The organism is Microbulbifer agarilyticus (assembly GCF_020171345.1).
Taxonomy (GTDB): Bacteria; Pseudomonadota; Gammaproteobacteria; order Pseudomonadales; family Cellvibrionaceae; genus Microbulbifer; species Microbulbifer agarilyticus_D.
In genome coordinates this window covers 197,176-222,012 of sequence record NZ_JAIUZM010000001.1, presented here as the reverse complement: position 1 = coordinate 222,012, position 24,837 = coordinate 197,176, and the positions used below count along the sequence as shown (strand labels likewise).

Sequence of the window (24,837 nt, the reverse complement as noted above, 5' to 3'; positions counted from 1 at the left end):
ATAGGACAAGATGACGCGGGACTGGTAATGGTCCCGAACCGATAGCGTGTAATGCATGGAGATTAGCAGTGAACAGTGTCAGTGCCACCGAGCAGCAGGGCAGTCAACAAAGTACTGAACAGAAGATGCAGGCCATGGGCCGCGCCGCGCGCGCAGCAGCCCGTCTGATGGCTCGCGCCGACACTGGAGTTAAGAACGCTGCACTCAAGGCCATCGCCGCGGAACTGGATAAGCAGCGACCGCAACTGGCGGCGGCCAACGCCCAGGACATGCAGAACGGCCGTGACAACGGTCTGGACGCGGCCCTGCTGGATCGCCTGGAACTGAACGACGCGCGCATCGACGCCATGATCGAAGGGCTGCTACAAATCGCCGAACTGCCCGACCCGGTGGGTGAAGTCAGTGACCTCAAGTACCGCCCCAGTGGTATTCAGCTTGGCAAAATGCGCGTGCCTCTCGGGGTGGTTGGGATTATTTACGAATCCCGCCCGAACGTGACCATCGATGCTGCCAGCCTGTGCCTGAAGTCGGGTAACGCCACTATTTTGCGCGGCGGCAGCGAAGCGCTGCACTCCAACGGGGCCATTGCCGCGTGTATCACCGCTGGCCTCAAGCAGGTGGGGTTGCCGGAAGCGGCGGTGCAGGTGGTGGGCACCACCGATCGCGCTGCAGTGGGCGCACTGATTTCGATGCCGGAGTTTGTGGACGTGATCGTACCGCGCGGTGGCAAGGGGCTGATCGAGCGTATCAGTCGCGAGGCCCGGGTTCCGGTGATCAAGCATCTCGATGGTATCTGCCACGTGTACCTGGATGACCGGGCGGATACGGAAAAGGCATTTAATATTGCGCTAAATGCCAAGACCCATCGCTATGGCGTGTGCAATGCGATGGAGACCCTGCTGGTGGCAGAGGCCGTGGCGGCGGAGTTCCTGCCGCGCCTGGCCGCCGCTTACGGTGAGAAGGGCGTTGAACTGCGCGGCTGCGAAAAAACACGTTCGATTCTGCCGCAGGCATTACCCGCCACCGAGGAAGACTGGGGTACGGAATATTTGGCCCCGATACTGTCGATTCGGGTGGTGGCGGATATGGACGCGGCGATGGAACACATTGCGCAGTACAGCTCCGGCCACACCGAAGCGATCGTTACCGAGGACTACACCCGCGCGCGCCGGTTTATGGCGGAGGTGGATTCCAGTTCCGTGATCGTCAATGCGTCCACGCGTTTTGCCGATGGTTTCGAGTATGGCCTGGGTGCGGAAATTGGTATCAGCACCGATAAAATCCATGCCCGTGGCCCGGTGGGCCTGGAAGGCCTGACCTCGCAAAAATGGATCGTGTTCGGGGACGGGCAAATTCGTCAATGAGTTCGCCCTCGTTAAAAACCCTGGCGCTGTTCGGCGGCACCTTTGATCCGATTCACTTCGGCCATCTGCGTATGGCACTGGAGCTGAAGCAGGCGCTGGGTTTTGACGAAATGCGCCTGCTGCCGTCGCACCAGCCCGCGCACCGCGCAGCGCCCGGTGTTACGGCAGAAAAGCGCCGGGATATGCTGGCATTAGCACTGGAAGATTGTCCGGAGCTGGTGCTGGACACACGGGAGCTGCTGCGTGCCGGCCCCACGTACACCGTGGATACGCTCGAAGAGCTGCGCAGTGAGTTGGGCGCTGAGTTGTCTATCGCCTTCTGCATGGGGATGGACTCCCTGCTGGGACTGCCCAGCTGGCACCGCTGGCAGCGATTGCTGGACCTGGCCCATCTGGTGGTAGTGGCGCGGCCGGGCTGGGAGATTCCGGCAAGCGGGCAGGTTGCGGACCTGCTGGCGGCCCGGCGCGGCGAACTGGCGGATATCCAACAGCAGGCGGCGGGCAAAATTCTGGTGCAGGAGCGGCGTTTACTGCCTATTTCCGCCACCGACATTCGCAACCAATTACGCAGTGGTCGCTCCCCCCAGTTTTTACTGCCGGAGCGGGTGCTGGACTACATTCAATCTCAAGGGCTCTATCAACAAGAGCGTTAAAACGGTGGAGCACAGGCTCCCGATACAGGTGTTATGACTGATATCAAATCAATTGCGGTAAACGCACTGGAAGACCTCAAGGGCAAAGACATTGTTTCCATGGACGTGTCCGGACTCAGCGATGTGATGGAAACCCTGATCATCTGCACAGGTACCTCCAACCGTCAGGTGAAATCCCTGGCCAATAATGTGGTCGAGGATGGCAAGGAAGCGGGTATTCGCCCCATTGGCGTTGAGGGTATGGACCAGGGCGAGTGGGTGCTGGTGGATTACGGTGACGTGGTGGTGCATGTGATGCAGGCGGAGACCCGCGGCTTCTACGACCTGGAAAAACTCTGGTCCATGACCCCGAACACCCGCGAAGAAGCGGATGGTTCCGACCCTCACCAAGGCTGATCCTGTCAGTTTGTCTCTCGTGAAGATGCGATCCTCGTGAAGATCAAAATAATCGCCGCTGGCGGCAAAATGCCCGGGTGGGTGCAGCAGGGGTACAACGAGTACGCCAAGCGCCTGCCGCGGGAGCTGACCCTGGAAATGGTCGAAATCCCGCTGGGCAATCGCGGCCAGAAAAACTCGCCCGCTTTGGTGGAGAAAGCCCGCCAGAAAGAGGGGGAGGCGATGCTCGCCGCAATCCAGCCTCGTGAACATGTGGTCGCTCTGGAAGTGAAGGGCAAGTCCTGGAGCACGGAGCAGTTGTCCCGCGAGCTGGCGGACTGGCAGATGGGGGGCGACAACGTGTGTCTGCTCATCGGTGGCCCCGACGGCCTGGCGCCGGAGTGCGTGGCGCGCGCGAATCAGAAATGGTCGCTGTCGGCACTGACCATGCCGCACCCGCTGGTGCGCGTGCTGCTGGCGGAACAGCTCTACCGCGCCTGGACACTGCTTGCGGGTCACCCTTATCACAAGTGAACCGGTGCCCGTGAGCGGGGTCTCAGTAGCTGGATAACCGTGCCTACTGATGCACTGTAAATGCCTGCTACGAGCAGTGGTTTACTTCCGCAGGGACAGCAAACTTGTGTACACTTCGTGGTCATTTTCGCGCCACCGAATAACCTGTATTCACCAGCATGCCTGAAAACCTGCATTTTAAAGATCACCACACGGAGCAGCGGCTATTCCGTAACCGTATGCTGGTGGCCATCTGTGGGGTTATGGTGCTGCTGGGGGTGCTGGTTGCCCGTTTTTACAATCTGCAGGTGGTGCACTTCGAAGATTACCGCACCCAGTCCGATGAGAACCGTATTCAGGTTCGCCCGGTCCCGCCGACCCGGGGCCTGATCTATGACCGCAACGGCCAGCTGCTGGCCGACAATCGCCCCAGTTATACCCTGTCGATTGTGCGCGAGCGGGTCAGGGACCTGGACGCCACCCTGGAACTGATTGGTCAACTGGTGCAGTTGAACGACAGCGACGTGGAAAAATTCAAACGCCGCCTGCCGCGGCGCCGGCCATTTGAACCTGTTCCCCTCCGCTACCGCCTCAGCGAAGAAGAAATTGCTCGTATCAGCGTCAATGAATTCCACCTCGTGGGTGTTTCGGTGGAGGCTGAATTGGTGCGCTATTACCCGGAGCAGGACCTATTCGCCCACAGTGTTGGCTACGTCGGCCGTATCAATGAACGCGAACTTTCCGGCTTTACCCAGGAAGATGTGCGCCGCTACCGGGGGACCCAGAGTATTGGCAAGGTCGGCCTCGAGCGATCTTATGAAGAGCTATTGCTGGGTGAGGTCGGGTTTGAAAATGTGGAAACCAATGCCCGTGGCCGGGTATTGCGCGTGCTGGAGCGCCAAGATCCCAAGCCCGGCGCGGAGCTGACCCTGCACCTGGACACCCGCCTGCAAGAGGTTGCCACCCGCGCACTCGGCGATAAGCGTGGTGCGGTGGTGGCGATCGACGTGAAAACCGGCGGGGTACTGGCGTTTGTCAGCCAGCCGTCATTTGACCCCAACCTGTTTGTCACCGGTATCAGCTTCAAGGACTACAGCACGCTGAGAGACTCGCTGGATGTGCCGCTGTTCAACCGCGTTGTGCAGGGGCAGTATCCGCCGGGGTCGACACTGAAGCCCATGATGGGGCTCGGCGGTCTGGCGGATGGCATTATTGACGTCGATACAAAAATTCGCGATCCGGGTTTCTTCAAGCTGCCCAATGATCCGCGTATCTATCGCGACTGGAAGCGCACCGGACATGGCAACCACGTCGATCTAGTGCAGGGGCTCGCGGAGAGCTGCGATACCTATTTTTGGGACATGGCGTCGCGCTGGAGCATTGATCAGATGCACGATATCGCCACCCGCTTTGGCCTTGGCGAGAAGACCGGCATCGACCTGCCCCGCGAATATCCCGGCCTGTTCCCGTCGCGCGACTGGAAACGCGGTGCCCGGGGCGTTCCCTGGTTCCCCGGTGACAGCCTCAATGCGGTACTGGGGCAGGGCTTTGTATTGGCGACACCTCTGCAGCTGGCAGTGATGACCGCCACCATTGCCAATCGCGGTACCCACTATCGCCCGCAAATGGTGATGGCGGTGGACGGTGTCGAGCAGCCGCCGGAAGTGCTGCACCACGTGGATGCACGCCCGGAACACTGGGACGTAGTATTCGAGGGGATGGAAGCGGTTGTGTACGCCACCAACGGTACCGGCAAGCGCGCCGGTGCCGGGCTGGATTTCAAAGTGGCGGGTAAAACCGGTACTGCGCAGGTTGTGGGTATTGCCCAGGGGGCGAAGTACGACTCGGAAGCCTTGAAGGAGCGTCACCGCGACCACGCCCTGTTTGTTGCCTTCGCGCCGATGGATGATCCGCAGATTGCAGTATCGGTGCTGGTGGAAAACGGTGAAGGCGGCGGCCTGGTCGCCGCGCCGGTGGCGAGGGAGCTGTTCTTCGACTGGATGTCGCGACCACTGGAAGACACCGCGAGTATCCAGCCCCTGTACATTCCGTATTTCGACGAACAGTGCTCTGAAACGATGGGGAGAGTGTTTCGTGGCTAGTCGCGATTATATGCACCGGCTGCCGGATGCCGGCAGCAGTCTGCGCCGCCCGGAGAGCTTTGCCCGTCGCTGGCATATTGATCTACCCCTCCTGCTGCTATTGCTGTTACTGGCGGGAGCGGGACTGAGTGTCCTATACAGTGCTGCCGGCGACGAGTTGCATTATGTGAAACGTCAGGCCGTATTTATGGCGCTGGCCTTTGTCGGCATGTTTATTGCCGCGCAGATCCCCTTGGAGTTTTACCGCCGCTGGTCGCCCTGGTTTTACGTGGCGGGTTGCTGCTTACTGGTCGCGGTGCTGTTAATCGGCGTTGGCGCCAAGGGTGCGCAGCGCTGGCTGCAAATTGGTGGATTTCGTTTTCAGCCATCGGAAGCGCTCAAACTGGCGGTGCCCATCGCGGTGGCCGCCTATCTGCACAAACGCACCTTGCCTCCTTCTCTACTAACGGTATTTACCACATTGGTGATTATCGGGGTGCCGGCGTTGTTGATTGTGCGCCAGCCGGATCTGGGGACGTCCATCCTGATCGCTGCATCGGGTATTTTCGCGCTGTACCTGTCGGGTCTTAGCTGGAAGTTGATTGGCAGTGCGGTGGTAATGTTATTGATGGCGGCCTGGCCCATGTGGATGTGGGGCCTGCGGGACTACCAGAAGCAGCGTATTCTCACTCTATTTAATCCCGATGCGGACCGGCTTGGTGCCGGCTGGAACATTTTCCAGTCTAAGGCGGCCATTGGTTCTGGCGGCTGGTCTGGTAAAGGGTACATGCAGGGCACCCAGTCGCAACTGGACTTTCTGCCGGAGAGCCATACCGATTTCATTATCGCGGTGCTCGCAGAAGAGTGGGGCATGCGCGGTGCGCTGATACTTCTTGCCCTGTATCTGTTGATCATTGCCCGGGGCATCTATATTAGTTTTATGGCCCAGCATGTATTCGGACGCTTGTTGGCGGGCAGTATCACCCTGACCTTCTTCGTTTATGTGTTTGTGAATATCGGTATGGTTACCGGGCTGCTGCCGGTGGTGGGGGTGCCCCTGCCGTTGGTGAGTCACGGTGGTACCTCGGTCATCACCTTGATGGCTGGGTTCGGTATTTTGATGGCCATCAGCACGGAAAGACGCAGAGTGCTTTTCTGAGTACGTCGCCGGAATTACGCCACGTTTGCCAATAACGTGAGCCGGTTCAGGCTGACTTTACTTTTTCACGTGTATCGTGCCACTTTCTGGCGCGCTTGTAGTCACAATAGCCATAACGGCGCCAGGATGGCATGGCTCCGGCCAGGGCGATTGTGACGGATGCAGCGATTTACACAGTGAATAGTGAAAAAGTAGTGGGAAGTGCTTTATGAAGACAGGAGCGGTTGTTTTGAAGTGGACCACGGGATTGTTGGCTGGCCTGGGACTGGTGCTCGGTGCCTGCGCTCAGGAGCAGGGGCATGACGAGAATGTCCAGGCCAAAGCCTTTGTGGATTATATGGTTGCCGAGCACAACTTCAGCCGCGACGAGCTCGAAACACTGATGCGTGAGGCGCGGCGCAAAGACTCGATTCTCAAACTCATCAAGCGTCCGGCAGAAAAAGCCAAGCCCTGGTACGACTACCGCAATATATTTATCACCGATGCCCGTATTCGCGGCGGTGTCGAATTTTGGGATAAGAACGCAGAAGCGCTGAAAGCCGCAGAAGAAAAATACGGTGTGCCGCCGGAAATCATTGTGGCCATCATCGGTGTCGAGACCCGCTATGGTGGCAATATGGGCAGCTATCGGGTGATCGATGCGCTGTCCACACTCGCGTTTAACTATCCCCGTCGCTCCAAGTTCTTTACCAAGGAGCTGGAAAACTACCTGTTACTTACCCGCGATGAAAAGATCGATCCGACTAGCCTGAAAGGCTCTTACGCCGGTGCCATGGGCTTCGGTCAGTTTATGCCCTCCAGCTATCGTTTCTATGCGGTGGACTTTAACGGCGACGGCCGCGTGGATATCTGGACCGATACCGAAGATGCGATTGGCAGTGTGGCCAACTACTTTGTGCAGCACGGCTGGAAGACCGGTGAACCGGTTGCCGTCATCACCAAACCGCTGCCCAATGCCGATATGACCATCGTCAACGACAGCCTGAAGCCCAAGTGGACGGTGGGTGAAGTGGAGGCAAAAGGTTTCCCCACTACTGCGCAGGTAACCAAGGAAATGCCGGCCAACGTGTTCTCGCTGCAAACAAGAAATGGCGAGCAGTTCTGGATCGGATTGAATAATTTCTACACCATTACCCGCTACAACCACAGCCGTATGTATGCGATGGCGGTGTATGAACTGGGGCAGGAAATCATCAAGGCCCGCGGTGGTCGTTCCTGAAACGATTTAGCCTGAAGCCATATAGCCAGCCATATAGATTGAAAGGCGCCAGAGTGCGCCGCAAAATTGCACAGTAATAAGTAACCGTACAAAACGGAACAGATCGATAAAAACGGTAGCGAAAGCGGTTGTCTCGCACCGGGGGGAAATCATGATAAAACCACTGTCTGGGTGTTCGACCCGAATTGGCGCTGCTTGTCTGTTGGCGTTTGTGTCCGCCTGTAGCACGGTTCCGATAGAGCAAAAGCGAACTTCCAAGGTGGAAGCGGGCGATATCCCTTTCGATCAAGTGCGCGATAGCGGCCCCGCGGTACCGGTCGATATGCTGGCAACCCCGGAAGTGACCCCCGTACGTGAACCTATTGGCGTCGCCGGCAACAAGTCCCCATACGTGGTAAATGGCGTAAAGTACCGGATTCTCGATGGCGTGAAGGGGTATCGGGAGCGCGGGCATGCTTCCTGGTATGGCACCAAGTTTCATGGCCGCAAAACCGCCAATGGTGAGGTGTACAACATGTACGCCATGTCTGCCGCGCATAAAACCTTGCCACTGCCCAGTTACGCCAAGGTCACCAATCTGGATAATGGCCGCAGTATCATCGTACGCGTGAATGATCGCGGCCCTTTCGTGCCCGGCCGTATTATTGATCTGAGTTACACGGCTGCGCAGAAGCTCGGATATATCGACAAAGGCGTCGCTCGGGTCGAAGTGGAAGCGCTGGACCCGGCAAGTTTGCCAAGTGCGATGGAGACACTGGCGGTAGAAAAAGACGCCGCTGCCCGTAATGGTTTACCGGAAGATGCCAGCTTCAAGTTGCCTGATAATACCTTCCTGCAAGTGGGTGCTTATAGCTCATCCTTGCAGGCTGAACAGATTCGCGCGCAGCTGGCCGCCACATTCGGCTATCCTGTTAGCGTAAGTCCGGTAAATCGTGGCGGAAAGATGCTATATAGGGTACGAATAGGGCCGATAGAGCAGCAGCGGGCGCTGGTTGCGCTGCGGGAATCCGTTGAACAACACAATTTCGGCCAGCCTCAGGTGGTCGTGGATTGAACCCAGAAGTTATGGAATAAATGCAGTAACGCTACTGTATTCCCCCGGCTGGAGCCGGGAATTGATATTTTAAGAACGCAAGGAATAAGAGATACCCATGTTCAAACGCTTATTTGCCTGTCTGCTCCTGATTGTTAGCGCCAGTGTGGCCCAGGCCGATAAACCACTGATTCCCGCGCCACCGCAGCTAGCGGCGACGGCGTATATCTTGATCGACGCCCACACCGGCCAGGTGCTAGTGGAGCACGCTGCGGACAAACAGATTCCCCCCGCCAGTCTGACCAAAATGATGACCAGCTACATCGTTTCTGAAGAGCTGGAAAAAGGCGTCATCAAAGAGCAGGACATGGTGAACATCTCCGAGAAAGCCTGGCGCAAAGGCGGTTCAAAGATGTTCGTTAAAGTTGGCGACAAAGTGCCGGTGATCGATCTGTTGCGCGGTGTGATTGTTCAGTCCGGCAACGACGCCAGTATCGCGTTGGCCGAGTATGTTTCGGGTAGTGAAGAAGTTTTCGCCGAAGTGATGAACCAGCAAGCCGAGCGTATTGGCATGCGGGATACCAACTTCGTCAATGCCACTGGCTGGCCAGCGGATGGGCACCTCACCACCGCCCGCGACCTGAGTACGCTGGCGCGGGCGCTGATTAATGACCATCCGAGCCACTACGCGCTCTACTCCGAGAAGTATTTCCGTTTCAACGGCATTAACCAGCCCAATCGCAACCGGCTGCTGTGGCGCGACCCCGCGGTAGATGGCATCAAAACCGGCCACACCGAAGAAGCCGGCTACTGCCTGGTAGCTTCTGCGGTGAAACGCGGCATGCGTTTGATTTCGGTAGTTGTTGGCACCGATAGCGATGAGAAGCGCGCGGCGGAGACCCAGAAGCTACTTGCCTACGGCTTCCGCTACTTCCAGACCCATAAGGTCTACGGCAGCGACGATGTGCTGCAGACCGAACGCGTATGGGGCGGCAAGGCCGACTCTGTGGGTATCGCGGTATCGCGCGACGTATTCGTTACTATCCCCCGCGGTGGCGAAGAGAACATCAAGGCCGACCTGATTATCGACGGTGAGCTGAAGGCGCCACTGGCCAAAGGCCAGCAAGTGGGCAAAGTGGTCGTGAACCTCGACGGCGAAACAGTCGCGGATGTACCCGCGGTGGTGGCCGAAGATGTGGAAGAGGCCGGCTTCTTCAAGCGCATGTGGGATTCCATCAAGCGCTTTGTCATGTCGTTCTTCAAGTAAAATCCTGATATGGCCCGGCGAATTCGCTCGCCGGGCTGTTTTACCTCCCTCCCAAAGCAGTTTCGTCTGCAATCTTTCCTCCCTGTCCAGTGCTCCATCGGCACTGTATAATTCCCGCCCGGCCGCAATCCTCGCCGGGCAGATACCGGCAAATCCACCATCTGACCTGCGGCCATGTGAGCGTGGTATGACCCAGGATTCAGAGCAGCAGCCTCCCAAAATCGAATTCCCGTGTGAAGACTATATGGTCAAAGTGGTGCGAGACGCCGATGATCAGGTGCACGATTTTGTAATGGATGTGATGCGCCGGCATGCGCCGGGCTTCGATGAAAGCAAGTTGAAGCACAAGCCCAGCCGCAATGGGAAATTCAACTCGGTGACCTTCTACATCCTCGCCACCGGCGAGCCACAACTGAAGGCGCTGTTCGAAGAATTGAAGGCCCACCCGGGCGTGCATATGGTGCTGTGATGGCGGGTTCGGAACCGGTCATCTGCAACCTGGGCCGGCGCGATTACGAGACCGTATGGCGCGCCATGGCTCACTACACCGATACGCGCGGCAACGATGCCGCGGACCAGATCTGGTGCGTAGAACACCCTCCCGTATTTACCCAGGGGCAGGCTGGTAAGGCCGAGCACCTGCTTAATACCGGTGACATACCGGTGGTGCAGGTGGATCGCGGCGGCCAGGTGACCTATCACGGCCCTGGCCAGCTGGTGGTGTATCCGCTGCTGGATTTGCGTCGCAGCAAAATTGGCGTGCGTGACCTGGTGACCGCACTGGAAGAAGCGACCGTGGTCATGTTGGCGCAATACGGCATCAGTGCCGCGCCCCGTGCGGATGCACCAGGTGTCTACCTGACCGAAGGCCCGCGTGCGGGCAACAAGATTGCCTCCATAGGCCTGCGCGTGCGCCGCGGCTGCAGTTTCCACGGTATTGCCATCAATATCGATATGGATCTCGGCCCCTTCCTGCGGATCAATCCGTGCGGTTACGCCGGTATGCAAATGGTGCAGATGGCCGAAGTGATCCAGCCCACGCCTGCGTGGCAGGATGTAGCGGAAAAATTTGTCGCAGCGCTGCAGCAGAAGCTGGGGCTGCCGGAAGCCAGCTGGACCCCGCTGGATGAAAACGTATTTGAGGTAGCTGCACAGGTGCAGGCTGCTGAACCAGGAACAAGTAATGTCTGAACGATTTGACGCCGACCAGTCTGAAGTGAAGGCGACTGAAGTAGCTCCCGCTGAGCTAAATCCAACCGAGACCGGCAAACCGGATCTCGTACCGGTAAAACGCACCCGTCGTTTACAGCAGGGCGAAAAGCTGCGCGATGGGGAAAAGGTTGAGCGTATCCCGGTGAAGGTAATCGCCAGCGATCAGACCCTGCGCAAGCCAGACTGGATTCGCGTCAAGGTGCCTTCGGTAAAGGCCTCTAAGGAAGTGGAGCGCATCAAGAGCATCCTGCGTTCGCAGAAACTGGCCACCGTGTGTGAAGAAGCCAGTTGCCCCAACCTGGGCGAATGCTTCAGTGGTGGTACCGCCACCTTTATGATCATGGGTGAAATCTGCACTCGTCGCTGCCCCTTCTGCGATGTGGGCCACGGCAAGCCGAATCCGCTGGACCCGAACGAGCCGCAGCAACTCGCAGAAGCTATTGCGGCCATGAGCCTGCGCTACGTGGTAATCACCTCCGTAGACCGCGACGACCTGCGCGACGGTGGTGCCGAACACTTTGCCGAGTGCATCAAGCAGTCCCGCGAACTGTCGCCCAACCTGCAGGTGGAAATCCTCACTCCGGACTTCCGCGGCCGTATGGACGTGGCACTGGATATCCTGGAAGCCGAGGCACCGGATGTGTTCAATCACAACCTGGAAACCGTGCCGCGCCTGTACCGCGAATCCCGCCCGGGGGCCAACTACAAGTGGTCGCTGAAATTGCTGCAGGAATACAAAAAGCGTCGCCCGGACGTCCTGACCAAGTCCGGTCTGATGGTGGGCCTGGGCGAAACCAAGGAAGAAATTTTTGAAGTGCTGGACGACATGCGTGCCCACGATATCGACATGCTGACCGTTGGTCAGTACCTGCAGCCGAGCAAGGAGCATTTGCCGGTGCAGCGTTACGTGCACCCGGACGAGTTCGAAGAGTACCGCGTGTATGCGGAAAAAATCGGCTTCAAGCACGCCGCTTGTGGACCGATGGTGCGTTCTTCTTACCACGCCGACAAGCAGGCCCACGGCGAAGAAGTTAAGTAGCGCTACGTTAGCAGCGGGTGAGGGAATAAGCCCGCTGCTGCCAGTCCCCCGATCGCGAGTGCGGATACATGGATAAGTCGGATTTCAAGTTTGATCGCGTGAGCAAACGGATCATTCAGGAGCTCCAGAAAAATGCGCGCATCAGTAACCGGGATCTGGCGGAAAAGGTCAATCTGTCACCGAGCGCTTGCCTGAAGCGCACCAAAAAGCTGGAAGAGCAGGGGTATATCCGGCACTACACCGTTGAGCTGGATCTTAACCGCGTCTGTACCAGTGTGATGGCCATGGCGCAGTTGGCTATCGGCGACAACCGCGGGCGCGCGGCGGAAGTGAATATTGAAGCCGCTATTCGCAAGCTCCCACAGGCGGTAGAGTGTTTTAAAACCAGTGGCGAGTATCACTATCTCGTACACTTTATTTGCCGCGATCTCGAAGAGTACAACGAGATCAGCAATCGCCTGCTAGAACAGGACCTGGGCATCTCCAGGATTACCAGTAACTTCGTCCTGTCCACACCCAAGCCATTTCAGTCCTACCCCCTCGGCGAACTGGAGTGGTTAAACGATATGGACGAGCGCAGTAGTTAGCGCCGGCGTCTCCTCTTCGTTACCTCACCGAGTTTTATCAGTACGACATAAGTCAGTGCTGATGCAATGAGTGCATCGAATGCGGGGATCTGTGTAAGTAACACCTTTTTCTGGCTGGTGAGAAACGCCACACCCATACCGGCTAACCATGCCAGCATCGCCGGCCAAGAGAACCTGGTCGGCCCCTCAATTTGCGATCCTTTTGCTCCAACTAATCGTTCACTTTTCATTTCCAGAATATAGTGTGCGGTATAGATCGCGCCGACCGGCATAAAGATGATCCCGAGCGAAAAAATAAAATCGATAAAGTGATCGGAAATCCCCGCAAAGGCGACGGCGGTTCCGGCAATGCCGGAAAAGATCACGATCTGCCACTCTTTAAAGCGGGACACAATCGCAGCAATACTCAGCCCACAGCCATACAAATTTACCGCATTGGTAATCGTGCTGGAAAAGATCACAAATACCAGTGCCAAAATGCCAAGGCCGGCTGCCTGTAGCATGGCGAGCACGTCGGTCTCCGATAACCACACCGCAGCCGCTGCACTGATGCAGTACACCAGTGTGGCACTGCCCAAAAATGGCAGGAAGGAAGCGATCGCAGCATCCTTGGTGGACCTGCCGTAACGGGTTAGGTCCGGCATCACCAGTGCGGACACGATAAAACTGCCCACTACTGCGGAAACTGCTTCGCCGAGTCCCATATTGGCTTTACCGCTGGCGGAGAGGATGTCCGCAAAATTTGCTTGATCCACCAGCTTGTAAAGCAACACACACAGCACCAGCAGCTGTATGGGCACAATGATGGCGGCGAGTTTCTGAATCGACTTGAAACCGAAGATGGCCGATGCGGTCATCAGCGCGCCCCCGCATACCGGGGCCAGCCAATGGGGCAGGCTGATATCGCTAATGTCTGCCAGCAGGTATTCCATGGCGGAGCTGAACAGCACGATGTTCACCCCGAACCAGCCAAACATGGACAGGGCAATACATAAATTTACGATATTTGCCCCGCGGCTGCCGAACGAATCTTTGATCAGCATATAGGAGCTAACTCGTTTGCGAACGCCGACAATTCCCGTGGCGAAGCCCACCAGAGACAGCGCAAGGCCGCCCAGCAAGAATGCCCACAGTGCGGTCGCCATACCCGCCTCTGCCACCACCACAACCCCGGTCATTACACCGGGCAGGGAGAAGGCGAGCGCAGAGTTCACCTCGGAGATCTTGCCCCCACTGACGCTGATATGCGCAGGAACCGGTTCGGTCGCGTAATCCTGCAGCAATTGCTCCAGATCGGTGTTGGGTTGATTGTGCATACGTCGACTACCTGTTCGCCCAGCTTGCTCATCTGGCGGTATAGCCTGATGAGTGTTGGCCCGGGGTGGCACTTGGCCGTTCTTATCATTCAGAGCTAACTATACCTCCAATGCCCGGAAACAATGTTTCCCCGAGAGCGGGTAGATGTTCATAAAGTTTCGTCTCGGGCGGCTCCGTCGCGCAAAGGTTTCCCGCCCTGCATGGTAATTTTTTGAGCAGGGTTCGGGGGCAGCTGGTACACGCTCTCCGTCGCTAGATTTCGAATAACGATTAAGGAGCGGAAGATGCCAGAAGGCAAAAAATGGCTGCGGATGTTCAGCTTGACCATTCTCGGGGCGGCCATCGCGGCCGAGAGCTACGCGGACTACACCATTGAGGAAGTTCAGGTTACCGCGCGCAAGCGTGCCGAAAGCCTGCAGGAAGTACCGGATTCCATCACCGTGCTGAGTGCTGCACAGATTGAGTCCGCCGGCATCCGGGATCTGAAAGGTGTTGCGGCACTGACGCCAAACCTGAGTATGGACGACAACTACCGTCCAGGCACTGCTCGCATCTCCATCCGCGGCATGATCACCCCACAGGTCGGCGATGCGCCCCTCGCATACGTCGTTGATGGGGTTACCGCCCCAAGCATGGACTTCATTAACCAGGATCTTCACGCGGTCGAGCGCATCGAAGTGATCAAGGGCCCTCAGGGTGCGCTCTACGGTAAGGGCGCAGTGGGTGGAGCGATCAACATCGTCACTCGGGAACCCACCAATGAAACCGAAGGCTCATTCGTGGTCGGCGCAGGCAATGGTGAGAGCGTCAATGCCGAGGGCTTTCTGTCCGGTGCGCTGGTCGAAGACTCACTGTATTACCGCGTGGGTGCCAAACACTCCGATAGTGCGGGGTTTATTGAAAACGAAGTGACCGGGCAAATGGTGGATGCCAGCAAAGTCTCCACCGTATCCGGCCTACTCTCCTACCAGCTGAGTGATCAGGGCAAAGTGGACCTGCGTGCGCGCTATTCCGACAATCAGGCCGGGGTGGGCTATTACAGCGTGGTTGATTCCCCGGACTCGATCGGAGACAACGTCTGGTCCGGCCAATCGTCCAATATTCTCGGTGGCAGCAACCGCGAGCTACTGGAGCTGTCTAGCAAGTTTGAATGGTCTGCAGACTATGGCGATCTGCTGTTTGTCGCGGGCTACAGTGAAGTAGACGACCTGTCTTTTTCCGACTCGGATTACACCGGAATGCCGAGTGACTTTGACCTGCTGTTCGCCGGCGCACAGGAAACCCAATACGGCGTAAAGGCCTATACCTCTGAACTGCGTTTCACCGCGCCTGCTGATCACGCAGTGCAGTGGCAAGCCGGTGCCTACTATCAATTGCGAGAAGTCGAATCTACGCTGCATCTGTGGGATGACTTTGATGGTGTAGGGGTGCGCACACGGGATAGCTTCGATATTCCCAACGATGAATTCATCGGTAGTAACCTCGACCCGGATTTTTTCACCGAATATCTGTATTCCATCGTAGATTCCAACACCAGCGATGCATGGGCAATTTTTGGCCAGGCGGCATACGACTTGACTGATACACTGACGGTCTCTGCCGTGCTGCGTTACGACATGGATAAACGGGAATCCTACGATTGGCGCGATGTAGAAGGCACCTTTGCCAAGCGCGACTTCTCCGAACTGCAGCCAAAATTCCAACTGTCATACGATTTATCGGGAGACTTACTGACCTATGTGTCTGTTTCCCGCGGCTTCCGCAGTGGCGGCTTCAATGAACCGCACCCCGATGTCGAACGCGTCTTTGATCAGGAAATTTCTGACAATTTCGAGATTGGCTTCAAGTCTGATTTTCTGGATCAGAAACTCGTGCTGAACGGCGCTGCGTTTCATGTGAATACGCAAAATACCCAGTATACGCAGTTCAATGTCGAGACCTTTACCTTAGAAAACCTGGGCATCGATCGCTCCATTTCTCAGGGCCTTGAGGCGGACTTCCAGTATCTGGTGAACTCTTCTCTGCGCCTGCACGGTGGTGTTGGTATGGTGAAGTCGGAAATCGATCAATACGATGCGAATCCGGATCTCGAAGGCAATCGCGTACCCGGTGTCTACCGCTCCAATATCAATCTTGGTGCTGAGTATGTACGTGCACTGCAAAGTGGTTCCGGGCTGGAGTTCCGGGTGGACTACCTGCGCAATGGACCCATCGCCTGGGACCTGGAAAACAGTCTGGAAAGCGGTGCTACTAATATTGTGAATGTGCGCGCGAGTTACATCTTCGATCAAAGTCGCATTACTTTGTTTGCGGAAAATGTCACCGATGAAGCGACCATTTCTGACGCATTTGTATTGGACTACGGATATGGCCGACAGCCGGGGCGCCCCCGCTACTACGGCGTGCAATTCGGATATTCCTTTTAATTTTTGACTTTATCCATATTAGGGCGCCGCTCGGTTACCGGGCGGCACCTTGTGTATCTGTAGTGCGAGACTGAACAATGCGAGTACTGACAAGACAGAATCTGCAAGACATTCTGTATGGATGTGCGATCCTCGGAACCGGCGGTGGCGGCGAGTTGGATGAGGGTTTTGAACTCATCGATGAAGCGTTGGCGCTGGGCAAGGAGTTTGTGCTCGCAGACCCATCGGAAATTCCTGACGAAGCGATGATTTGTACTCCCTATATGCTCGGTGCTATCTCAGAGCTGCCGGCGGGAGAGGAGGATAAGTACGCGCGTTTGCCTACCGGTGAAGTGCGTCCCATTCTTGCAGCTTACCAGCGTATGGAGGCTTACAAGGGAACCAAGTTCAGTGGCACCGTAGCCTGTGAACTGGGTGGGTCAAACACGGCAATGGCGTTTTACGTTGCCGCCATGACCGGTGGCTACATCGTCGATGGTGACCCGGCCGGTCGCGCCGTCCCGGAAATTACGCATTCCACGTATTACCTGAACGACCTGCCGGCGGCCCCCATTGTGACTGCCAATGCCTTTGGTGAGTGCATGGTTATTGAAAACGTGGTTGATGACCTTCGCGCAGAGGAAATTGTCCGCGCGCTATCCATGGCGAGCGGCAATGATATTGCTGCAGTCGATCATGCCCTGTGTATGCAGGAACTACGCGGCGCGCTGATCGGCGGCACCATCACCAAAGCGCTGGAACTTGGCAGAACCTGGCGCGCCACCAAGGCAGACGGCGGCGACATTGCAGCGAATATTGCGGCGCAAGGTGGCGGCGAAGTGGTGTTCCGTGGAGCTATCTCCACGTGCGACTGGAAGACCGCTGAGGGTTTCACGCTTGGCAATATCTCTATTTCCGGGGAAGGGGATTACGCGGGCTCGGATTACGCAATTTGGCTCAAGAATGAGAATATGATTGGGTGGCGCAACGGTGAAGTGCACGCCACCATACCGGACCTGATTTGTCTGCTGGATATGGAAACCGGTGAGCCGGTAACCAACCCCAACTATCGCGTAGGCCAGCAAGTGGCAGTGGTAGTTCTTCCCGCACCCAATGCATTCTTGAGTGAGAAAGGGTTGGAAATTTTTGGGCCGAAGTACTTGGGCTATTCGTTCGAATACCGTAGTGCTTTGGTGTGATCAAGTTTTTCTGATATCTCGCAGATACAGGACTTTGGCTGGTCGCGGTTCTGTATCTCATCCTTTCTATGTGGCCTTCTCATCACATTTGAGCAATTTTGTGGCTACTCTGTGTCGACGGCAAGTCGCAGCCAACTTTTTTTGAAACTTATTCCCGCTCACCTAGCGCAATTCGGTCCGAATAGCAGGCTAGTATTCGATCGAAGCCGTAACCAAAGTAGGTTCTGTCGAACTGCTCAATTGAGTCGTATCAAATCAATATTGTCACGCCCATAGACACCTCCTGAGTACTGCGGTCGACGCATTTTATGTGGTCAATGTTTCGTCAGGGACGAGCCGTGTAGAGGCTGATTAATCAGCCATAAAATTGATCCGACCCTATTTCTCAATCCCGTTTCCCAATGCTATTTCTCAATTCTATTTCTAATGAGCTTTTCAGTAATGTCGCAAAAATGTACCATTTTGTCGACAATCGTTGGGGGTAGGGTGCTGAGTAGCGTAATTTGACGACAATTTTCGGCGAACGCCCTAGGTACTCCCTGTCTGAGGCCTTGAGAGTTTTATTGCGGGAGAGAGGTATATTCCCCTGGCTGTGCAGGACTTAGTTCAACGGTTATTGCAGGCTTCATCGTGTGGATGACTTTCGAAGTCGATCGAAGACCAGTAGAAAAATTATACGATATTAGGACGAACAGTTATTTAGGGGGAAGGATGCAAAGGCGTATTTATCTATCATTGATGTTGAGCGTTGTTCTAACGGCTTGTGGCGGTGGCGGTGGCGGTGGTGGTGGGACGGATTCCTCCCCTAGCGGAGGGGCCACACCTCAGAATCAAGCGCCTACGGTTTCCATTGCCGGAGTATCTGCGGTCGACGAAGGAAATGAGATTGTCTTAACCGCCAACGCATCGGATAGCGATGGTTCAATTGCCAGTTATGCCTGGGCGGTGTCTTCTACCGAAGCTATTGATTTGACTTCAGTGACCGAAGCAGAAACTTCTTTTGTTGCGCCCTCTGTTACCGAAGACAAAACCGTAGATGTCACGGTTACAGTGACCGATGATGACGGTGCTACGGCCTCTGCAACGATTACGGTCAAGATTGTTGATTTCAAGCCTGACTTCTCCATCTCTTACGAATCGAGCGTTACTGCCGGGGGCGGGTATTACGCTTATATTCAGTCTGATTTGGAGATTAATGACTATGAAATTAATCAGAAGTCTTTTCCGGCTGTTTCAGAAGTGCAGTATAAAGACCCTGATGAATTCAACCGTATAGTGTACTTTTTAGAACATAGTGAAAGCAGTTATACCTTGGCGATAGATGTGAGTGTCCAGTTTAAGGGGCATGAAGAATGGTTTACTAAGACGATTTCTGTTGAGGTTGCTTCGTCAGTAGGTGTTGAACGTATCCAGCTCAACGCTGGAGGTTCTCATACGGTTCCCTTCGATGAGTTTCAAGAAGCAAATATACATTTGCCTTTTGAGATGCCGTTTGCTGAAATTTCAATTTCAGAAGCAGGTCTGGTACTGAGTGCTGCAAATTTCTACTCTAGTGAACTCAATTCAAGCTTTTATCTACAGGGTACATTGAATGATGGCCGACCTTTCAAGACGGTCTACCAGGTAACGACTGTGGTCGGAGGTGAGGCTGTTACGGCTTCGGGAAGGGTGCTTTATGAAGATGTCGAACCCGGTAGTGTTTCAACGGTTCCAGTAATTGCTGGAAGCATTGTAGTTCGTGATAGTAGTGATTTAATCGTATCTTCAAGCTCAATTTCTGATGATGGTAGCTATCAAGTAGATATCCCGAAAGGGATTGCAGTAGATATTAATTATGAGCCGATGTTTTACAAGAACGGGGCTCTGATCCGTGTCGCTGATAATACTGATACCAACTTCCTCAATACGGTAGAAGAGGTTGGCCTGCATATTAGCCAAAATTATGCTGATCGATTTTGGTCGCTTCAAGCAGTTAAGCCGCCAACCTATCGCTTTGCCATTGTGTCGTCAGAAGTCTTTGACGTGAATACACCCTTGTCTGATTTGGTTTTAGATAGTGGCTATGACGCGGGAGTTTATGACCCTGTGCGCGAGTCTGCGGCTGCAAATATCATCAGTAATGTCCGTCGGGCACTTCATTGGGTAGATGACGGCGATCTTCTTGGCTGGGTCGACCTGGATGTTTATTGGTCCCCTACAGCCCTGGATAGTAGTTATGCCTGGTATCAGGGTGGATTGGATACCAGTCAGGCCTATGCCAGCTGTCGAAGGAATTGTGCGGGATATAACAGTGCGAGAATCGAGATCGAGCCCGTCTACCATGAGTTTGATGACTGGACGATTACTCACGAGCTCGGTCACTACGTGATGGGTAGTATTTCGCAAAATGATAGCAGTGGCGGGGAGCGAAGCATTGCGGATTATTTAAATCCAATGACAGCTTACTCGGAGGGCTATGCGGATTGGTTTGCCGAAATTGCGCTGGATAACTCCTTTGACAGCCAGACACCGGAAGAGCCCTATGTCGGTTGGTTTAACGAAATAGCCGTTCAAAATTCGCTGAATGAGCTGTTCAATGCGGTTGGTAAGGATGTGGCAAAGTTCCATCAGGCAATGATAGATAGTGCCGATTCGCCAGAGTTTAAAACGATTTTCACATTTATTGACTCACTGCATACGCTTGACCCAGGTGCTGTCGAAGGCAAGCTGGGTGCGCTTTCTCAGTGGGGCATAAATTCCATCGAGCCAGATGGCCGCGACGAAATTTATGCGATTCCTAATCACCTCAAAATGGATCCCGAGGCACAAGATGTATATTTGCCAGTGCATCAGCGCATCCACTTGGGCGAGCTCAGTGAGGCCTGCGTTGACTCAAGAAATGCGGGTTCACGAAACCGATTGGGTGCATCTCATTTGGGGTTGATTGAGCTGGAAAGTGATGGCCTTTACTCGATCACTCAAGAAGGTGAGGGCCTGAACCCGTCGATACTCATGACGGACGCCTATATGAATTCGCGGTCTCTATCGCCTGTGAATGGGCAGCTTTGGTTGCCAAAGGGTGAGTATAAAATCCTTGCAAGTGATTATGATATTTACTGGGGGAGCAAGATAGGAATTCAGTGTTTTACCTATCAAGTGAATAGGCATTAAGTTAAGAGCCAATAAATGGAAATAAATTTATTCTGACTATTCTGTTTTTCATGTGGGGTTTTATCACTTAGCTCAATGACATTCTGGTGTAGTACGGCAAGACAGTATTGACCTCAGTTATACCCAGGACGTACTGGTGCAGTCTATCTTCTTAGGCGCCTGCTCTAGATTTCACCACCAGCTGGCGCTCTGGTGCGCCGTATCGGGCATAGGTAGGGGGTGGTACATGGATGTGCGACCCTCGGAACCGGTGGTGGATCTTCCCGCGCCCAGAGCATTCTGAGTGAGGAAGGGCTGGAAATTTTTGGATCCAAGTATCCCGCCTATCCATTCGACTATCGATGCGCGGTGGCGTAAAAAGCGCTCATTTGAGTATTTTCGGCGTTGCGCGGACTCGTCCTCTGACTGTCTATGATGAATAGAGGGGTTGTCAGGAGTTGAGGTACCTGTGTCAGGAGCGAAGTCGACACACGGCAGTAAGGGCCAAGGTGGCGTACAGGAGAATCACCGGTTTGCTCTGACCGCACTGACCATCCTGTTTTTCATGTGGGGCTTTATCACCTGCCTCAATGACATCCTGGTGCCGCACCTCAAGGCGGTATTTGACCTCAGCTACACCCAGGCCATGCTGGTGCAGTTCGCCTTCTTCGGCGCCTACTTTACGATTTCGCTACCCGCTGGTGCCTTGGTGCGCCGAATTGGCTTTAAGTACGGTATTGTGTGCGGGCTACTACTAGCAGCGCTCGGTTGTTTGCTGTTTTATCCCGCTGCAGAGGTACAAACCTATCCGCTGTTTTTGGGTGCGCTGTTTGTATTGGCATCCGGTGTCACCCTGTTGCAGGTCTCTGCTAACCCCTATGTCACTGCTTTGGGGGATCCTGCCACGGCGTCCAGTCGCTTGACCTTGACTCAGGGCTTCAATGCCTTGGGTACCACCTTGGCACCATTTTTTGGTGGTGCACTCATCCTTTCGACCGCGGTAACGGCGCTGCCCGATCCAAGCCATTCCGCGAAGTCGGTCCAGCTCCCCTACCTGATTCTTGCGGGCACGCTCGTATTACTTGCGGTGACCTTCTACCTACTGAAATTACCGCGTGTTTTGCCGGAGTACACCGGCAAGGTAGTGGGGGAAAAGTCCCTCTGGTCACATCGGCATCTGGTACTCGGGGCTCTGGGGATATTTCTGTATGTTGGCGCGGAAGTGGCCATTGGCAGTTTTATGGTCAACTTCCTAGGCTTGCCGGAAGTCATGGGGATGGAGGAGGCACAGGCGGCAAATTACATCGCGATTTACTGGGCCGGTGCCATGGTGGGGCGGTTTATTGGTGCTTTCGTGATGCGGGTGGTACCACCGGGAACGGTGCTAGCGGTAAATGGGGTCGCTGCGATTGTGCTGATATTAGTGGCAATGTTCACCAATGGGGTCGTCGCCATGTGGTCTTTGTTGCTGGTGGGGCTGTGCAACTCGATCATGTTCCCGACGATTTTTAGTCTGGCGCTGGAGGGGATGGGGGTTCAATCTGGCCAGGCATCTGGACTGCTGTGTCTGGCCATTGTTGGGGGGGCACTGGTACCGCTGCTTCAAGGCGTGCTCGCTGACGCGATAGGCCTGCATCACTCCTACTTCATACCAGTGATGTGTTATCTCTACATTGTGTATTACTGCGTATTGGGGTGGCGCGCAGAGTCGCCTAGTGCGCGTATGTCAGACAGTTAACCGTATCGCCGCTATAGCCCAGTTCAATCTTGTCCGCGCTGCATTCAAAATCGATGTTGTGGCTGCAACCGGTCACCTTGCAGGCACCAACACCCGCATTGCGTTGACGGCTAGTGTGGTGGCTGTTACTGAAAAACGTATCGCAGTCCGGGTGTTCACCATCGCCAACGGTGATGGCACGTGCGTGGCATGAGGAATCGGTGTTGTAGGCGCACTCCGTTGCAGCGCAGCTGGAAACTTCAGGCATATCGGTGGCGATGATCATGGCGTGATTCTCTGCGGTTTATTGTAAAAAGACCAAACTCCCGCCTTGAGCCTAGTACAGACCTATTGCTTGTCAAATACACGGCTCGTCAAACATCGGATCGAACTCTTCAGCTGGTCACGGACGAGCGCCTATCCTCTGTGTCGCTTTTTTGTACGCGCGGATCAGGGTAGAGTAGTCCTTTCGAATAAGAACAATTTGACGTTAGGAGTCGTGCGATGAGCTTTGCCAATCGGCAACAGGCCGCCCGTTACTGGAAAGAAAATATTCGCCTGATGCTCAGCTTGCTGTGCGTCTGGTTTGTGGTGTCTTTCGGTTGCGGAATCCTCTTTGTAGAAGAATTGAACCAGATCCGATTTGGTGGCTTTAAGCTGGGATTCTGGTTTGCCCAGCAGGGCGCTATCTATGTGTTTCTGGGTTTGATTTTTTTCTACGTCTACAAAATGAATCAGCTGGACAAGAAGTACGGTGTGTATGAAGGCGATGAGTCGGCGACTTCTGTGGAAGATACCGAGCCATCTGCAGGAAACATTGCATCTCAGCAACTTGAAGGAGGGCAGTGAGCATGGATGTGCAAAGCCTTACCTTCCTGATTGTTGGGGCAACCTTTGTCCTGTACATCGCCATTGCCCTCTGGGCCCGTGCGGGCTCCACTAATGATTTCTACGTGGCCGGCGGTGGGGTGCACCCGGTGGCCAACGGTATGGCCACGGCAGCGGATTGGATGTCGGCAGCCTCGTTTATTTCCATGGCCGGTCTGATTTCCTTTATGGGTTACGACGGTGCGGTATATCTGCTGGGTTGGACCGGTGGCTATGTACTGCTGGCCCTGTGTCTTGCGCCCTACCTGCGTAAGTTCGGCAAGTTCACCGTGCCCGATTTTATCGGCGACCGCTATTACTCCCAGGCGGCGCGCACGGTGGCAGTGATTTGTGCCATTTTTGTCAGCTTTACTTATGTGGCTGGCCAGATGCGTGGCGTGGGCGTGGTGTTCTCCCGCTTTCTGGAAGTGGATATCGCCACCGGTGTGATTATTGGCATGGGGGTAGTGTTTTTCTACGCGGTGCTCGGGGGCATGAAGGGCATTACCTACACGCAGGTGGCCCAGTACTGTGTACTGATTTTTGCCTATATGGTGCCGGCAGTTTTTATTTCCATCATGATGACCGGCCATGTTCTTCCCCAGGCGGGCTTTGGTGGCCTGCTGTCCGATGGCACCTACCTACTGGATAAGTTGGATGGGTTATCCACAGAGCTTGGATTTGCCGAGTACACCTCGGGTAGCAAGAGTACTGTGGATATGTTTTTCATTACCGCAGCGCTGATGGTCGGTACCGCTGGCCTGCCGCATGTGATCGTGCGTTTTTTTACCGTGCCCAAGGTGCGTGACGCGCGAAAATCTGCCGGTTGGGCACTGCTGTTTATTGCCCTGCTGTACACCACCGCGCCTGCCATCGCTTCGTTTGCCCGGGTCAATATGATCGACACCATTAACGGGCCGGATGGGCAAGGCACACCGCACGCGGAAGCCCCGAGCTGGGTCGCCAACTGGGAAGAGACCGGACTGATCCAGTGGGACGACAAGAATGCGGACGGCAAGATGTTTTATTCCGGTGACGAACGCAATGAGATGCAGGTAGACCGCGACATTATGGTGTTGGCGAACCCGGAAATTGCCAATCTCCCTGCGTGGGTAATTGCACTGGTTGCTGCCGGTGGTGTGGCTGCGGCCTTGTCTACTTCGGCCGGGTTACTGCTGGTGATTTCGACGTCCATTTCCCACGACTTGCTCAAGCGCAACCTGATGCCGCGCATTACGGAAAAACAGGAGCTGGGTTATGCCCGGGCCGCCGCGGCAGTTGCCGTGTGTATTGCGGGTTATCTCGGGATTAATCCACCGGGTTTTGTCGCCCAGGTGGTGGCCTTTGCCTTTGGGCTTGCAGCCTCGTCATTCTTCCCGGCTATCATCATGGGGATATTTTCCAAGCGGATGAATAAGGAAGGTGCGATCGCCGGCATGCTGTCCGGAATCCTGTTTACCGCGGCGTATATCGTTTACTTCAAGTTTGTGAACCCGGCAGCGAACACGCCGGACAACTGGTGGTTTGGTATCTCGCCGGAAGGTATCGGAACCCTGGGCATGCTGCTGAACTTTGCCGTGGCGATTGGCGTGGCGAAATTTACCCGTAAGACACCTGACGATGTGCAGGAAATGGTGGAAAGTATTCGCTTCCCGCAAGGCGCCGGTGCAGCCAGTGCACACTGAGTGTTGGTGATGTAGA

At 55.2% G+C, this 24,837-nt stretch carries 21 protein-coding genes; 19 read left to right on the top strand and 2 right to left on the bottom strand.

Annotated features, from left to right (window positions below; genetic code table 11):
- Positions 1 to 68: 68 nt before the first annotated feature.
- The 13 genes from LCM31_RS00875 to LCM31_RS00815 all read left to right on the top strand — a co-directional run bounded on the left by LCM31_RS00875 (position 69) and on the right by LCM31_RS00815 (position 12,502).
- Positions 69 to 1,364, top strand: a complete 1,296-nt coding sequence (locus LCM31_RS00875; RefSeq protein ID WP_224866764.1) for a glutamate-5-semialdehyde dehydrogenase — start codon at positions 69 to 71, stop codon at positions 1,362 to 1,364.
- A complete protein-coding gene (gene nadD, locus LCM31_RS00870) occupies positions 1,361 to 2,017 on the top strand; it encodes a nicotinate-nucleotide adenylyltransferase (RefSeq protein WP_224866762.1) in 657 nt (218 codons plus the stop codon). Before LCM31_RS00875 ends, nadD begins: the two co-directional genes overlap by 4 nt.
- 33 nt (positions 2,018 to 2,050) lie before the next feature.
- Positions 2,051 to 2,413 (top strand): ribosome silencing factor, encoded by a 363-nt coding sequence (rsfS, locus tag LCM31_RS00865; protein WP_224866760.1) that lies wholly within the window; start codon positions 2,051 to 2,053, stop codon positions 2,411 to 2,413.
- 36 nt (positions 2,414 to 2,449) lie between these two features.
- Entirely contained in the window at positions 2,450 to 2,926 is a 477-nt protein-coding gene (gene rlmH / locus LCM31_RS00860; protein WP_224866758.1) for a 23S rRNA (pseudouridine(1915)-N(3))-methyltransferase RlmH, read from the top strand.
- Positions 2,927 to 3,084: 158 nt separating this feature from the next.
- Positions 3,085 to 5,007, top strand: coding sequence for a penicillin-binding protein 2 (gene mrdA, locus LCM31_RS00855; protein WP_224866756.1), 1,923 nt, complete (start codon positions 3,085 to 3,087; stop codon positions 5,005 to 5,007).
- The gene (rodA, locus tag LCM31_RS00850) at positions 5,000 to 6,145 is read left to right on the top strand and encodes a rod shape-determining protein RodA (protein WP_224866754.1); all 1,146 of its coding nucleotides are present in this window, start codon (positions 5,000 to 5,002) and stop codon (positions 6,143 to 6,145) included. The genes mrdA and rodA overlap by 8 nt, the downstream gene beginning before the upstream one ends.
- Before the next feature lie 229 nt (positions 6,146 to 6,374).
- Positions 6,375 to 7,364: a lytic murein transglycosylase B gene (mltB, locus tag LCM31_RS00845; RefSeq protein ID WP_224866752.1), complete on the top strand. Its 990-nt coding sequence runs from the start codon at positions 6,375 to 6,377 to the stop codon at positions 7,362 to 7,364.
- Between the two features lie 151 nt (positions 7,365 to 7,515).
- Positions 7,516 to 8,418, top strand: coding sequence for a septal ring lytic transglycosylase RlpA family protein (locus LCM31_RS00840; protein WP_318247425.1), 903 nt, complete (start codon positions 7,516 to 7,518; stop codon positions 8,416 to 8,418).
- A 97-nt stretch (positions 8,419 to 8,515) separates the two neighbouring features.
- Positions 8,516 to 9,664, top strand: a complete 1,149-nt coding sequence (locus tag LCM31_RS00835) for a D-alanyl-D-alanine carboxypeptidase family protein (RefSeq protein WP_224866750.1) — start codon at positions 8,516 to 8,518, stop codon at positions 9,662 to 9,664.
- 187 nt (positions 9,665 to 9,851) lie between these two features.
- On the top strand, positions 9,852 to 10,133 hold the full coding sequence (locus tag LCM31_RS00830; protein ID WP_010132193.1) for an HP0495 family protein: 282 nt from the start codon (positions 9,852 to 9,854) through the stop codon (positions 10,131 to 10,133).
- Positions 10,133 to 10,855 carry a lipoyl(octanoyl) transferase LipB gene (gene lipB / locus LCM31_RS00825; protein ID WP_224866748.1) on the top strand — a complete coding sequence of 241 codons (723 nt, stop codon included), beginning with the start codon at positions 10,133 to 10,135 and terminating at the stop codon, positions 10,853 to 10,855. The genes LCM31_RS00830 and lipB overlap by 1 nt, the downstream gene beginning before the upstream one ends.
- A complete protein-coding gene (gene lipA / locus LCM31_RS00820; protein ID WP_224866746.1) occupies positions 10,848 to 11,915 on the top strand; it encodes a lipoyl synthase in 1,068 nt (355 codons plus the stop codon). The genes lipB and lipA overlap by 8 nt, the downstream gene beginning before the upstream one ends.
- Positions 11,916 to 11,983: 68 nt before the next feature.
- Positions 11,984 to 12,502: an Lrp/AsnC family transcriptional regulator gene (locus tag LCM31_RS00815; RefSeq protein ID WP_224866744.1), complete on the top strand. Its 519-nt coding sequence runs from the start codon at positions 11,984 to 11,986 to the stop codon at positions 12,500 to 12,502.
- On the opposite strand, the gene LCM31_RS00810 is transcribed toward LCM31_RS00815, so the two are convergent.
- A complete protein-coding gene (locus LCM31_RS00810; protein WP_224866742.1) occupies positions 12,499 to 13,818 on the bottom strand; it encodes a purine-cytosine permease family protein in 1,320 nt (439 codons plus the stop codon). The genes LCM31_RS00815 and LCM31_RS00810 overlap by 4 nt on opposite strands.
- Positions 13,819 to 14,103: 285 nt before the next feature.
- Between LCM31_RS00810 and LCM31_RS00805 the strand changes: the two genes are divergently transcribed.
- From LCM31_RS00805 to LCM31_RS00790, 4 genes are all read left to right on the top strand, one after another.
- The gene (locus LCM31_RS00805; RefSeq protein WP_224866740.1) at positions 14,104 to 16,245 is read left to right on the top strand and encodes a TonB-dependent receptor; all 2,142 of its coding nucleotides are present in this window, start codon (positions 14,104 to 14,106) and stop codon (positions 16,243 to 16,245) included.
- Positions 16,246 to 16,322: 77 nt separating this feature from the next.
- Positions 16,323 to 17,423, top strand: coding sequence for a DUF917 domain-containing protein (locus tag LCM31_RS00800; RefSeq protein ID WP_224866738.1), 1,101 nt, complete (start codon positions 16,323 to 16,325; stop codon positions 17,421 to 17,423).
- A 711-nt stretch (positions 17,424 to 18,134) separates the two neighbouring features.
- Positions 18,135 to 20,573, top strand: a complete 2,439-nt coding sequence (locus LCM31_RS00795; protein WP_224866735.1) for a PKD domain-containing protein — start codon at positions 18,135 to 18,137, stop codon at positions 20,571 to 20,573.
- Between the two features lie 448 nt (positions 20,574 to 21,021).
- Positions 21,022 to 22,290, top strand: coding sequence for a sugar MFS transporter (locus LCM31_RS00790; protein ID WP_224866733.1), 1,269 nt, complete (start codon positions 21,022 to 21,024; stop codon positions 22,288 to 22,290).
- Here LCM31_RS00790 and LCM31_RS00785 read toward each other — a convergent pair.
- Entirely contained in the window at positions 22,265 to 22,555 is a 291-nt protein-coding gene (locus LCM31_RS00785; protein WP_077401530.1) for a DUF1540 domain-containing protein, read from the bottom strand. The genes LCM31_RS00790 and LCM31_RS00785 overlap by 26 nt on opposite strands.
- Before the next feature lie 218 nt (positions 22,556 to 22,773).
- Here LCM31_RS00785 and LCM31_RS00780 point away from each other — a divergent pair, with 218 nt between their 5' ends.
- Both LCM31_RS00780 and LCM31_RS00775 read left to right on the top strand, forming a co-directional pair.
- On the top strand, positions 22,774 to 23,118 hold the full coding sequence (locus LCM31_RS00780; protein ID WP_404803964.1) for a DUF4212 domain-containing protein: 345 nt from the start codon (positions 22,774 to 22,776) through the stop codon (positions 23,116 to 23,118).
- Between the two features lie 2 nt (positions 23,119 to 23,120).
- A complete protein-coding gene (locus LCM31_RS00775) occupies positions 23,121 to 24,821 on the top strand; it encodes a sodium:solute symporter family protein (RefSeq protein WP_224866731.1) in 1,701 nt (566 codons plus the stop codon).
- Positions 24,822 to 24,837: the final 16 nt, after the last annotated feature.